The organism is Mesorhizobium sp. M6A.T.Cr.TU.014.01.1.1, assembly GCF_004022765.1.
GTDB lineage: Bacteria > Pseudomonadota > Alphaproteobacteria > Rhizobiales > Rhizobiaceae > Mesorhizobium > Mesorhizobium mediterraneum.
Genome location: NZ_RZPG01000054.1, coordinates 1 through 13,284, shown reverse-complemented (window position 1 = coordinate 13,284; position 13,284 = coordinate 1). Strand labels below are relative to the sequence as shown.

At 61.6% G+C, this 13,284-nt stretch carries 11 protein-coding genes and 2 pseudogenes; 11 read left to right on the top strand and 2 right to left on the bottom strand.

The features are described from left to right. Positions 1-311: 311 nt before the first annotated feature. Both EN885_RS34580 and EN885_RS32685 read right to left on the bottom strand, forming a co-directional pair. Positions 312-392, bottom strand: a pseudogene (locus tag EN885_RS34580) (transposase domain-containing protein); the annotation flags it as partial. Positions 393-895: 503 nt separating this feature from the next. Then, positions 896-1,723, bottom strand: coding sequence for a MurR/RpiR family transcriptional regulator (locus EN885_RS32685; RefSeq protein ID WP_128244348.1), 828 nt, complete (start codon positions 1,721-1,723; stop codon positions 896-898). Between the two features lie 134 nt (positions 1,724-1,857). Between EN885_RS32685 and EN885_RS32680 the strand changes: the two genes are divergently transcribed. The 11 genes and pseudogenes from EN885_RS32680 to EN885_RS33980 all read left to right on the top strand — a co-directional run. After that, positions 1,858-2,676 carry an N-formylglutamate amidohydrolase gene (locus EN885_RS32680; RefSeq protein ID WP_128244347.1) on the top strand — a complete coding sequence of 273 codons (819 nt, stop codon included), beginning with the start codon at positions 1,858-1,860 and terminating at the stop codon, positions 2,674-2,676. A 19-nt stretch (positions 2,677-2,695) separates the two neighbouring features. Further along, positions 2,696-4,258, top strand: a complete 1,563-nt coding sequence (locus EN885_RS32675; protein WP_126105098.1) for an amino acid permease — start codon at positions 2,696-2,698, stop codon at positions 4,256-4,258. A gap of 96 nt (positions 4,259-4,354) precedes the next feature. Then, positions 4,355-5,725, top strand: a complete 1,371-nt coding sequence (locus EN885_RS32670) for a glutamine synthetase family protein (RefSeq protein ID WP_128244346.1) — start codon at positions 4,355-4,357, stop codon at positions 5,723-5,725. A gap of 3 nt (positions 5,726-5,728) precedes the next feature. Next, positions 5,729-6,091: a hypothetical protein gene (locus tag EN885_RS32665; protein ID WP_128244345.1), complete on the top strand. Its 363-nt coding sequence runs from the start codon at positions 5,729-5,731 to the stop codon at positions 6,089-6,091. Positions 6,092-6,108: 17 nt separating this feature from the next. Then, on the top strand, positions 6,109-7,494 hold the full coding sequence (locus EN885_RS32660; protein WP_128244344.1) for an aldehyde dehydrogenase family protein: 1,386 nt from the start codon (positions 6,109-6,111) through the stop codon (positions 7,492-7,494). A 17-nt stretch (positions 7,495-7,511) separates the two neighbouring features. Continuing rightward, positions 7,512-8,684 (top strand): iron-containing alcohol dehydrogenase, encoded by a 1,173-nt coding sequence (locus tag EN885_RS32655; protein ID WP_128244343.1) that lies wholly within the window; start codon positions 7,512-7,514, stop codon positions 8,682-8,684. A 244-nt stretch (positions 8,685-8,928) separates the two neighbouring features. Then, the gene (locus EN885_RS32650) at positions 8,929-10,035 is read left to right on the top strand and encodes an ABC transporter substrate-binding protein (RefSeq protein WP_128244342.1); all 1,107 of its coding nucleotides are present in this window, start codon (positions 8,929-8,931) and stop codon (positions 10,033-10,035) included. A 164-nt stretch (positions 10,036-10,199) separates the two neighbouring features. Beyond that, positions 10,200-11,189, top strand: coding sequence for an ABC transporter permease subunit (locus tag EN885_RS32645; RefSeq protein ID WP_128244341.1), 990 nt, complete (start codon positions 10,200-10,202; stop codon positions 11,187-11,189). Further along, entirely contained in the window at positions 11,186-11,977 is a 792-nt protein-coding gene (locus tag EN885_RS32640; RefSeq protein ID WP_128244340.1) for an ABC transporter permease, read from the top strand. Before EN885_RS32645 ends, EN885_RS32640 begins: the two co-directional genes overlap by 4 nt. A 30-nt stretch (positions 11,978-12,007) precedes the next feature. Then, positions 12,008-13,072, top strand: a complete 1,065-nt coding sequence (locus EN885_RS32635) for an ABC transporter ATP-binding protein (protein ID WP_126105102.1) — start codon at positions 12,008-12,010, stop codon at positions 13,070-13,072. 90 nt (positions 13,073-13,162) lie between these two features. Further along, positions 13,163-13,284, top strand: a pseudogene (locus EN885_RS33980) (IS630 family transposase); the annotation flags it as partial.

Sequence of the window (13,284 nt, the reverse complement as noted above, 5' to 3'; positions counted from 1 at the left end):
GGAGCAGCCCGGTAGCTCGTCAGGCTCATAACCTGAAGGTCACAGGTTCAAATCCTGTCCCCGCAACCAAATCAAAAACGGCCCGCTTCACGCGGGCCGTTTTGCGTTTGGGGCCCGGCACGGTCGATTTTTGATAGCCTGCAAGGAGGCGAAGCCGACGTAGCGGGACAGAGAAAGTCAAATCCTGTCCCCGCAACCAAATCAAAAACGGCCCGCTTCACGCGGGCCGTTTTGCGTTTGCGGCCCGGCACGGGGTCGCCTTGTAACCGCGGTTCTCAGCCCACGGCCTGCTTTCAGCCGATGGCGTAGGCTCACGGCAGGAGTTCGTCGATCTGGCTGTTGGGGTGGTCATTGACGATCCGGGTAAGAATGCTTGCGAGGCCAGCGTGAGGTGCCGACTGTCGAGACGTTCGTTGCCGAACTTCCGGCTATGGAGTGGCCAGCATAAGTTATGGAGCGAATCCTCCGAAGAATACACTCAGGAAAAGAGCAACAAATTGTATAACCGGCCACGCGATTAGATATGCCATCACCACCAAGAACACGCCAAGCGCAATGTTCTTCAGGTAGCGTTTGTGGTGACTTTTCATGCCCAGGCCCCACACACCCTATTGCCGCATAAGAACAGGGGCTCATTCCCGTGACAAGACAATAACGGAGCTGCCGGCGATCGAGTGGCCGAACGGCCAATAAGGAATAGCCGGCGGAGGGGGATCTGGTTTTTCCAGCATAGTCGTTGTGTGTCGGCGCTTGGGATGTAGCCGCTGTTCTCAGGCCACGGCCTTGGATTTCGAGCTGGTGATCTAGACCCACGGCAGGAGTTCGTCGATTAGGCCGTTGGCATGGCCGTTGACGATCCGGGTGAGAACGTCGGCGAGGTTCAGGCCGCGTCGCCCTACCGCAGGCTTTCCAACTCGCGTATGCGTTTGGCGCCGTCGGCCTCGAGCTGCCGGGTGACGGCGCCAATCAGTGTTTCGGCAACGACGAAAAGGGCCGCCGAGGAGTCCCAGGCCGAGGGCACGGCGGTGCGCCCGGCGATGACATGGCGGGCGAAGCGGGCGATCGGCGACAGCCACTGGTCGGTGAACAGCACGATCTGCACGCCGCGCTGATGCGCCGTCTCGGCAAAGCGGACCAGGCTGTCCTGGTAGCGCCTGATGTCGAAGATCACCAGCACGTCGCGCTTGCCCATGTCGATCAGCCGGTCGCGCCAGACGCTTTCCTGTCCGGCGAGGTGAAAGACGTTGGGCTGGACGATGGCGAGGTGGGCGGCCATGTAGCGCGCCAGCGGATCGGTGAAGCGGCCGCCGATCAGGAACGTCTTGCCGCGCCGGTCGGCAAGCTTTGCGACGATGTCGGCAAGCTGTTTGTCGGACAGATGTCGGAACGTCTCGCGCATGTTGTCGAGCGTTGCCTCCAGCATCGGCGACACCGCGCCGCCGCCCAGCGCCGGCGGATTGAGCGTCCGCGATGCCGGCGATTGCAATTGCGCCGCCAGCTCGTCCTGCAGCGCCGACTGGAATTCCGGGTAGTTCTGGAAGCCGAGCCGGGCGACGAAACGCAGGATCGTCGGCGAGGAGACGCCGGCGACAGCTGAGAACTCGGCGACCGTCTTCAGGCCGATCAGCGGATAGTTGGCGATCAGCGTTTGCGCTGCGCGGCGCTCGCCCGCCGGCATCATGCCGATGCGGTCCGAGATCAGTTCGGCGATGCTCGAAATCATCTTTTCCCCACCCTGGCCGCTTCGCCGAAATCGCGTTTGACAAAGCCCGACAAACTGTATGAAATCATCCACAGGGACGCAATGAGGTAAAATACGTAACATACGATACAGCGCTCCCCGGGGACGACAGGACAATGGAGACAGCACGGCCCGCCAGCCTTGCATTGCCTGAAACCGTGAGGGTGACAAACCCCGGCGGTTCGAGCCCATTCGTGTTGACCTGCGACCACGCCTCCAACTTCCTGCCGCCGGAATTCGGAACGCTCGGCCTTGCTGCCGAGCAGCTTTCCCGCCACATCGCCTGGGACCCCGGCGCGCTGCCAGTCGCCCACCGCATGGCCGAGGCGCTCGACGCGACGCTGGTCGAGACCCGCATTTCGCGCCTTGTCATCGACTGCAACCGGCCACTGGATGCGCCCGACCTGGTGCCGCCGGTCAGCGAGACCACGGCCATTCCGGGCAATGCTGGCCTGTCGGAAAAGCAGCGCGCCGCGCGCATCGCTCTGTCTTGGCAACCCTTCCATGACACGCTCGCGAGCATCATCGAGAAAAGGCTGGCGCGCGGGCTCGATACGCGGCTGGTTTCAATCCATTCCTTCACCCCGGTCTACAAGGGTATGAACCGGCCCTGGCATATCGGCATCATCCACGACGAGGACCGCCGGCTCGCGGCGCCACTTATCGCCGCGCTGCGGCGGCTCGCCGGCGTCACAGTCGGCGTCAACGAACCCTATTCGCCGGCCGACCGCGTTTATTTCACGCTGGAACGCCACGCGCGCCCGCGGGGGCTACCCTGCGCGATGATCGAAATCCGCAACGACGAGATCTCCGGCGAGGCCGGGCAGCGAAAATGGGCGGATCTGCTCACAGGCATTTTTCTAGATCTGGAGCCCGAGGCGGCCAGGGGCTCCCGAGCAAGCGCAGTGGGAAAGTCAGCACAATCGGCCAACTAAGAAACAGAAGGGGACAAAAATGTCAGCGCAGGACTATTCGGACGTCGACAAGAAGGAGGATCTGAAGGTCCTTCACGGAATGGGCTATGCCCAGGAACTCTCGAGAAGCATGAGCCGCTTCTCGAATTTCGCCATCTCGTTTTCGATCATCTGCATCCTGTCGGGTGGCATCAATTCCTTCGCGCAAGCCACGTCGTCGATCGGCGGCGCAGGCGCCGGCATCGGCTGGATCGTCGGCTGCGCCGTTTCCGGATTTTTTGCACTCGCCATGGCGCAGATCGCCTCGGCGTTTCCGACCGCCGGCGGCCTCTATCACTGGGCGTCGATCCTCGGCAACCGCTTCACCGGCTGGCTCACCGCCTGGCTCAACCTGCTTGGCCTGATCACCGTGCTCGGCGCGATCAATATCGGCACCGCCTTCTTCTTCGTCGGCACTTTCGGCGGAGCCTTCGGCATGACTGGCACGCCTGGCGAGATCGTCGGGTTTGTCGCCTTCATCACCGTGTTGCAGGCGCTGCTCAACCATTTCGGCATCAAGTTGACGGCTATGCTGACGGACGCCTCCGGCTTCCTGATCCTGGCAACGACAGCCGTGCTGATCGTCGCTTGCCTGATGTTTGCTCCTGCGATCGACATCACACGGTTGTGGACGTTCACGAACTATTCGGGTGATGCGGGCGGCGGCGTTTTCCCGCAGTCCGATTCCATGGGGTATCTCTTCCTGCTCTGCCTGCTACTGCCGGTTTACACCATCACTGGCTATGACGCGTCGGCGCATACTTCGGAAGAGACGTTGAAGGCAGCGCACTCGGTTCCGCGGGCGATCGTTTCGTCCGTGCTCTGGTCATCGCTGATCGGCTGGGTGATGCTATGCGCGATCGTATTGGCGATCCCCGATCTGGCGGCCGGCGCCAAGCAGGGCTGGGGCGTGTTCTTCGCGACGATGGACGCGATCTTGCCGTCGTGGCTTAAGACGCTGCTCTATCTGGCCATCCTGATCGCGCAGTTCCTCTGCGGTCTCGCAACGGTCACCTCTGCCTCGCGCATGCTTTTCGCCTTCTCGCGTGACGGTGGCATGCCGGTCGGCTCGGCCTCGCTAGCCAAGGTTAGCCCGGCCTGGCGCACGCCGGTCAATGCGATTTGGACGGCTGCGGTCCTCGAGATCATCTATGTCTTTCTTGCCCAGTTCATTTCGATCGGTGGCACGAACATCTATACCATCGTCGTCAATTCGACATTGGTGTTCCTGTTCCTGTCCTTCATCATTCCGATCGTGCTCGGCATGATGGCTTTCGGAACGGAGAAATGGCCGAATCCCGGCCCGTGGAATCTCGGCGCCGGCCTGTTCAAGCTGTTTTGCATCCTGTCGGTCATCGGCATGGTCATCATCTTCTACATCGCCATCCAGCCGCCAAACGACAAGGTGCTCTATATCACCCTGGGCTTCATCGTGCTGACCGCCGTGCTTTGGTTCGGCTTCGAGAACCGTCGCTTCAAGGGCCCGCCGATCGGCGACCAGATTGCCAAGCGTCAGGCAGCGATCAAGGCTGCCGAGGTAGCCATAGGCGAGGCCGGCGCCTGACACCTCTCCATCGCCATGGCCGGCGCCTGCCGGCCATGGCGTTCCACATCTTCAAGGCGACAAGCCCGAAACGACAAGCACTGGAGTGCCAAAGGAATGGCCGGAAATTTCTCGTTCGATCAGTTGAAGAAGGCGGTCTCCAGCGGCGAGATCGACACGGTGCTGGCCTGCATTGTCGACATGCAGGGGCGGCTGGCGGGAAAGCGGTTCCTGGCACAGTATTTCGTCGAGTCCGCCCATGACGAGACGCATGGCTGCAACTATCTCTTGGCCGCCGACATCGATATGGAACCGGTGCCCGGCTACAAGGCGGCGAGCTGGTCGAAGGGTTACGGCGACTTCGTCATGAAGCCGGATCTGTCGACGCTGCGGCGCATTCCATGGCTGGAAAAGACGGCGCTGGTGATCTGCGACGTGCTCGACCACCATACCCATGACGACCTGCCGCATTCGCCACGCGCCATCCTGAAGAAGCAGGTCAAGCGGCTGAGCGAGCGTGGCTATATCGGCTATTTCGCCTCCGAGCTCGAATTCTATCTGTTCAGCGAAACCTACGATTCCGCCCGCAAGAAGCACTGGCAAGGCCTCGACACCGCCTCGCCCTATATCGGCGACTACCAGATCGGCATCACCACCAAGGAAGAAGGCGTCATGCGCCGGCTGCGCAACGAGATGGAAGCAGCCGGCATTCCGATCGAGAACTCCAAGGGCGAGTGGGGGCCGGGTCAGGAAGAAATCAATGTGCGCTATGCCGAGGCGATCGACATGGCCGACCGCCACGTCATCCTGAAGAACGGCGCCAAGGAAATCGCCGAGTCCGAAGGCAAGGCGATTTCGTTCATGGCCAAGTATAATTATGGGCTGGCCGGCAATTCCAGCCACATCCACAATTCGCTGTGGAGCGCCGACGGCAAGACGCCGCTTTTCTACGACAGACAAGCCGAATGGACGCTGTCGACGCTCGGTCAGCAATGGGCGGCCGGCCAGCTCAAATATGCCAAGGAATTCACCTGGTTCCTGGCGCCCTACATCAACTCCTACAAGCGCTTCCAGGCCGGCACCTTCGCGCCGACCAAGATCATGTGGAGCGAGGACAACCGCACCGCCGGCTTCCGCCTGTGCGGCGAGGGCACCAAGGGCATCCGCATGGAATGCCGCATTGGCGGCGCCGATCTGAACCCTTATCTCGCCTTCGCCGCGCTGATCGCGGCCGGCCTCGCCGGCATCGATGAAAAGCTGGAACTGCAGAAGCCCTTCGTCGGCGACGCCTATCAGGCCTCGCAGCTGCCGGAAATTCCGAAGACCCTGCGCGATGCCACCGAGACGCTGGCGAAATCGGAGATGCTGAAGCAGGCATTCGGTGACGGCGTGCTCGAGCATTACGTCCATACGGCACGCTGGGAGCAGTTCGAATACGACCGCCGGATAACGGATTGGGAACTGCACAGGGGGTTCGAGCGGTACTAGGCAATGGATTGGAACAAGCGCCATCGCGGCCACGGCATGTCCGCAGCAGAGTGGATTACGCTTGTTCCGAACGAATTGGACATCGATGCGGTAGGGTTATGGCAAGTCATCCCAGTTGGGCGGCATGAATTTGAATTCGAAGGCGAGGATCTTAAGGAGTTTACGAGGCAGGCCCTGAAAGGCCTGCTGGCAAGGGGAGCGGTCCCGATAACTGGCCAGGGTCAAACCTGGGTCGCTGACTACCAGTACGGAACAAGATCCGATGAGATAATCGAGAATGTTGTGAAGAAATGGCTGTCGAAAGGGATGCATGATCCAGACGTTGGAGACGTATGGTTCGGCACGGTAGCCGCCTTAGAAGAATGAAATCCAGGAGTGCGTAAGTGGAAACCGTGAAAATAAAATCCCCCGTCGATGGCTCGCTCTATGCCGAGCGACCGATCGCCACGGATCAGGCGATCAATGCCGCGGTCGAGCGTGCCAAGGCAGCGCAGGAGAAATGGGCGCAGACGCCGGTCGTCGAGCGCGGCAAATATATGCTTGCCATGCTGGAAGCGCTGGTCGCCATGACTGATGAGATCGTGCCGGAGATCGCCTGGCAGATGGGCCGTCCGGTGCGCTATGGCGGGGAGTTCGGCGGCGTCAGGGAACGCACCAACTACATGGTCGAGATCGCCGAAGCGGCACTGAAGCCGGTGATGGCCTCCAATCCCAAGGACGGGTTTCGCCGCTATGTGAAGAAGGTGCCGCTCGGCGTGGTCATGGTGATCGCGCCGTGGAATTATCCCTATCTCACCGCCGTCAACACCATCGTGCCGGCGCTGATGGCGGGCAGCGCCGTGATCCTCAAGCACGCGGCGCAGACGCTGCTGGTCGGCGAACGTTTTCAACAGGCGTTCGACAAAGCCGGCCTGCCAAAGGGCCTGTTCCAGAACCTCGTCATGAACCACGCCCAGACCGAAAGACTGCTCGGCTCGGGCAAGATCGATCATGTCAACTTCACCGGCTCCGTCGCCGGCGGCCGGGCGATCGAAAAGGCTGCGGCGGGCACTTTCATGACGCTCGGCCTCGAGCTCGGCGGCAAGGACCCGGCCTATGTCCTGGCCGATGCCAAGATGGATCATGCCGTCGCCAACCTGGTGGACGGCGCCTTCTACAATTCCGGCCAGTGCTGCTGCGGCATCGAGCGCGTCTATGTCCACGAGAAGGTCTATGACGAGTTTGTCGAAGGTTTCATCGCCGAAACCAAGAACTATGTCGTCGGCAATCCGCTCGATCAGGCGACAACGATGGGGCCGATGGCACAGGCGCGCTTCGCCGACCTGATCCGCGAGCAGAAAGCCGAGGCGCTGCGCAAGGGTGCCAAGGCGCTCATCAACATGAAGGTTGCCAACGACGAGCAAGGCTCGCCCTATCTGGCGCCGGAAGTGCTGACCGAAGTCGATCATCAGATGAGCGTCATGCGTGAGGAAAGCTTTGGGCCGATCGTCGGCATCATGAAGGTGCGCAACGATGAGGAGGCGATCGCGCTGATGAACGACAGCCCTTACGGGCTGACGGCCTCGATATGGACGCGCGACACCGAGCATGCGGTGGCGATCGGCGACCGCGTCGAGACCGGCACCGTGTTCATGAACCGCTGCGACTATCTCGATCCGGCGCTGGTCTGGACCGGCGTCAAGGACACCGGCAAGGGCGCGGCGCTGTCGGCCATTGGCTACGACAATCTGACGAGGCCGAAATCATATCACCTGCGTGAAACCATCTGATTTTCTGAAAGTCAAAAATGACAAAACTCATTTCTAAATGGAACTACCCGACAACCGTCCGCTTCGGTGCAGGGCGCATCAAGGAATTGCCTGATGTGCTTGATGCGACCGGCATCACGCGGCCGCTCTTCGTCACCGATCCAGGGCTGGCCAAACTTCCGGTCGTCGCTTCGACGTTGAAGATCCTCGACGACGCCAAGGTGCCCTATGGCGTGTTCTCCGAGGTCAAGCCGAACCCGGTGGATTCGAACCTGACCGCCGGCATCGCCGCGTTCAAGAAGGGCAAGCATGACGGCGTCATCGCCTTCGGCGGCGGCTCGGCGCTCGATCTCGGCAAGCTGATTGCCTTCCAGGCCGGCCAGGTCAGGCCGGTCTGGGATTTCGAGGATATCGGCGACTGGTGGGCGCGCGCCAATTCCGACGCGATCGCACCGATCATCGCCGTGCCGACAACAGCCGGCACCGGTTCGGAGGTCGGCCGCGCCGGCGTCATCACCAATGAAGCGACCCACACCAAGAAGGTCATCTTCCACCCGAAACTGTTGCCGGCCATCGTCATCGCCGATCCGGAGCTGTCGGTCGGCATGCCTGGGTTCATCACCGCCGGCACCGGCATGGACGCGCTTGCTCACTGCCTCGAGGCCTATTGCGCGCCGGGCTATCATCCGATGGCCGATGGCATCGCTGTCGAAGGCGTGCGGCTCGTGTTCGAAAACCTGCCGAAAGCCTATGCCAACGGCAAGGACCTCGTCGCCCGCGCCCATATGATGAGCGCGGCCGCCATGGGTGCTGCCGCCTTCCAGAAGGGGCTGGGCGCCATCCACTCGCTGTCGCATCCGATCGGCGCGCTCTACGACACCCATCACGGCATGACCAACGCTGTGTTCATGCCTTATGTGCTGGCCTTCAACCGCGACGCCATCGAGGTGCGCATCGCCCGGCTCGCCGCCTATTGCGGCATCAAGGGTGGCTTCGACGGTTTCGCCAAGGCGGTCATCAAGCTGCGCAAGGAGCTGAAGGTGCCGCACGCGCTGCCGGGCCTGATCAAGGGGCTCGACATGGACAAGAAGCGCAAGGGCCTGATCGCCGACATGGCAGTGGTCGATCCGACCGCCGGCGGCAACCCGGTCAAGCTGACCAGGAAAGCGGCTCTGACGCTGCTTGAAAACGCCATTGCCGGCACCGTCTGAGACGGCTTTCACGCCGAAAATTGATCTGGGAATTGAGGGCAAAGAAAAGGGGAGAAGGATGAAAGGAAAGACCAAAATTAATTAGCCGGAAAAATAATCGCGGGGCGATTGCTACAGCCGGTTAAAAAGAGTTTACTTTTTCGTACTGCGGGGCATCGCTTTCACAAAGCTTTCATCTGGCTGTCACACGAAAACGATACCGCATCGCAGGCGTCCAACGGCGTCAGTTCAACGGAGAGAACACATGTTCAAATTCACGGGAAAAGTGCTTTCCCTTACGGCCGTCGCCCTGATGGCGACCTCTGCCATCTCGTCGGCCCAGTCCATGGATGAACTGGTTGCCGCTGCCAAGGCGGAAGGCCAGCTCACCACAATCGCGCTGCCGCATGACTGGTGCGGCTATGGCGCTGTGATCGCCGGCTTCAAGGCGAAATATCCCGAAATCACCGTCAACGAGCTCAACCCCGATGCCGGCTCCGGCGACGAGATCGAGGCGATCAAGGCCAACAAGGACAATAAGGGCCCGCAGGCGCCCGACGTCATCGATGTCGGCCTGTCCTTCGGCCCCACCGCCAAAGCCGACGGCCTGCTGATGCCCTACAAGGTGTCGACCTGGGACTCGATCCCCGACAGCGCCAAGGATGCCGAAGGCTACTGGACCGGCGACTATTACGGCGTGCTGGCGATGATGGTGAACAAGGATCTGGTCAAGGAAGTGCCGGCCGATTGGGCCGATCTCCTGAAGCCGGAATATGCCAACGCCGTCGCGCTCGCCGGCGATCCACGCGCCTCGAACCAGGCCATCCAGGCGGTCTACGCCGCCGGCCTTTCGAGCGGCGCCGCGGCCGGTGAAGCCGCAGGTACTGCCGGCCTCGACTTCTTCAAGAAGCTCAACGCCGCCGGCAATTTCGTGCCGGTCATCGGCAAGCCGGCGACGCTTGCACAGGGTCAGACACCGATCCTGATCAACTGGGACTACAATGCGCTTGCCGGCCGCGACACGCTGAAAGGCAATCCGCCGGTCGACGTCGTCGTGCCGAAGACCGGTGTCGTCGCCGGTGTCTACGTGCAGGCGATCAGCGCCTACGCGCCGCATCCGAACGCTGCCAAGCTCTGGCTGGAATATCTCTATTCCGACGAAGGCCAGATCGGCTGGCTGAAGGGCTACTGCCACCCGATCCGCTTCAACGATCTCGCCAAGAACGGCAAGATCCCGGAGGACGTGCTGGCCAAGCTGCCGCCGGCCGCATCCTATGAGGCCGCGGTGTTCCCGACGCTCGACGAGCAGGGCAAGGCCAAGGAAGCCATCACCAAGAACTGGGACGCCGTCGTCGGCGCCAACGTTCAGTAAGGTTGAAAACCGCCGGGCGGCTTCGCTGCCGCCCGGTATTCCACTAGAGCGACGTGCGTTCACTTGGACGCACAAAGTACGCTCTAGAACTCAAATTTTCGCATCGTGCTTTCCGAAAATCGAGTTCGATTTTCGGGCCGATGCGATAAGACGGTAGCCGGCGCATGACCGATCTCTCGCTTGCCGATCACGCGATTGCCGGGAAGACGGCGCCGCCCAGCGAGGCGCGCGCGTTTCGGCTGCCGACGCAATGGCTGGGCGTGGCGCCGTTCTTCATCTTCGCCATCATGTTCCTGGTCCTGCCCACGCTCTATCTGGTGCTGGGCGCGTTCCAGAACGATGCCGGCGCATTCACCTTCGACAACATCGTCGGTATCTTCGACCCACCCAATTTGTCGAACTATATGCAGTGCCAATATGATTCCTGGATCTCCTGGGTCGACGGAAACTGCAAGCTGCCCAGCATCCTTGCCGCCTACTGGATCTCGATCAAGATCAGCCTTGCTTCGTCGCTCATCGGCGCATTTGCCGGTCTGGCCATTGCCATTGCCATCGTGCGCGGCGGCCTGCCGAACTGGATACGGTCGGCGACGCTGACCTTTTCCGGCGTGGCTTCGAATTTCGCCGGCGTGCCGCTGGCGTTCGCTTTCCTTGCCACGCTCGGCCGGCTCGGCCTCGCGACAGTGATCCTGAACACCGTGTTCGGCTTCAACATCTACGCCCACGGCTTCAACATCCTGTCGTTCTGGGGCCTGACGTTGACCTATGTCTATTTCCAGATCCCACTGATGGTGGTCATCATCACACCGGCGATCGACGGGCTGAAGAAGGAATGGGGCGAGGCCGCCGCGACGCTTGGCGCCACCACCGCGCAATACTGGCGCATGGTCGTCATCCCGGTGATCTGGCCGAGTTTTCTCGGCACCGTCATCCTGCTGTTTGCCAATGCCTTCGGCGCCATCGCCACCGCCTATGCGCTGACCGGCTCGTCGCTCAACATCATTCCCATCGTGCTCTACGCGCAGATCCGCGGCGACGTGTTGCACAACCCGCATCTCGGCTATGCCATTGCCTTCGGCATGATCGTCATCACCGGCCTCGCCAACATCTTTTACATCTGGTTCCGGACGCGCAGCGAAAGGTGGCTCAAATGAAGAGCGGACGTTTCTGGGCCTGGACCGTCTTCGCGCTGGGCGCGGCCTATTTCTTCATTCCGCTGATTGCAACCGTGGAATTCTCGATGCGCATGCGGCGCGGCGTCTATTCCTTCGATGCCTACGAGGTCGTGCTTGGCGACCCCCGCTTCCAGGCGACTTTCGGCTATTCGGTGCTTGCCGCAGTCTTCACCATCATCCTCGGCGTGCTCATCGTCGTGCCCACCGCCTACTGGATCCGGCTGCGGCTGCCGCAACTGAGGCCGGTCGTCGAGTTCATCACGCTGCTGCCGTTGGTCATTCCGGCCATCGTCATCGTCTTCGGCTACATCAGAATGTATGGATCGAACTCGCCGCTGCCGTTCCTGGCGTCCGATACCGGCACCAACGCGTTGCTGGTCATCGGCTATGCGACGCTGGCGCTGCCCTATATGTACCGCGCCGTCGACACCGGGCTTCGCACCATCGACGTGCGCACGCTGACGGAGGCGGCGCAGATCCTCGGCGCCGGCTGGGGCACGATCATCACCCGCGTCATTCTGCCCAATGTGCTGATCGCGGTATTGTCGGGCGCCTTCCTTACCTTCGCTATCGTCCTCGGCGAATTCACCATGGCCAGCCTGCTCAATCGGCCGGCCTTCGGTCCTTACCTGCAGAACATAGGCGCCAATCGCGCCTACGAGCCGGCGGCACTTGCCATCATCGCCTTCGCCATTACCTGGGCGTGCATGTCGCTGATCCAGATCCTGTCGCGTTTTGCGCCGCGATCGGCGAACCGGCCAAACTGATCGAAAAGTACTGACCGAAAGAAAAAAGCCATGGCCGAGCCATTTCTCTCCATCCAGCATGTGCGAAAATCCTTCGGCCCCACCACCGTGGTCCAGGATTTCAACCTCGACGTCGAGCCGGGCGAATTCGTCTCCTTCCTCGGGCCATCGGGCTGCGGCAAGACGACGGTGCTGCGCATGGTCGCCGGCTTCGAGGAGCCGAGCGCCGGCAAGATCGTGGTGGCCGGCAAGGACATCACCCGGCTCAAGCCCAACCAGCGCAATGTCGGCATGGTGTTCCAGGCCTATGCGCTGTTTCCGAACCTGACGGTGGCGCAGAACATCGGCTTCGGGCTGAAGGTCGCGGGCATGCCAAAGGCCGATGCCGACAGGCGCGTTGCCGAGATGCTCGACCTCATCAAGCTGCCGCAGATGGGCGATCGCTATCCCTATCAGCTCTCCGGTGGCCAGCAGCAGCGTATCGCGCTGGCGCGGGCGATCGCGCCGAAGCCGAAGCTCCTGCTGCTCGACGAGCCGTTGTCGGCGCTCGACGCCAAGGTGCGCGTGTCGCTGCGCGAGGAAATCCGCTCGATTCAGAAGAGGCTCGGCATCACCACGATCTTCGTCACGCACGACCAGGAAGAGGCGCTGTCGATCTCCGACCGCATTGCCGTGATGTATGGTGGCAAGGCCGAGCAGGTCGGCACGCCGTTCGAGATCTACAACCGGCCGGCAACCAAGTTCGTCGCCAATTTCGTCGGCACGCTGAACGTGCTCGAAGGCACCGTCACCGATGCCGCTTCGGGCAAAGTGCGCGTCAACACGCAGGAGGTCGCGCTCAAGGGCAAGCTCAACGGTTCGAAAACCGGTGACAAGCTATCCCTGGCGCTGAGGCCCGAGGCGATTTCGCTCGGCCGCCATCCCGGCCGCGACTCCAGCCTTTCGGGCGAGATCGCCGAAGTGCATTTCCTCGGCTCGGTCATCCGGGTTCGCGTCGGCATCGGCGGCAGCACAGTGTCGCTCGACACGTTCAACAGCCCGGCCGCCCCGCCGCCCGCCGTCGGTGAGAAGGCCGAGATTTCCTTCTCGTCGGGCGACATGCTGGTGCTGCACTAGAGCGGTTCACGGCTTGATGGAATCGAAGGGGATTCCAGATTTGTGGGTTTTGTGATTCAAGATGCTGGCTGGAGTGGAGGCCAGCATCTGATGACTCGACCCCTTTCCAATGATCTTCGCGAGCGGGTGGTGGCGGCGGTTTTGAGTGGTGAAAGCCGCCGGTCTGCCGCCAAACGGTTCGGCATTTCGGCTTCGGCGGCGGTGAAGCTGTT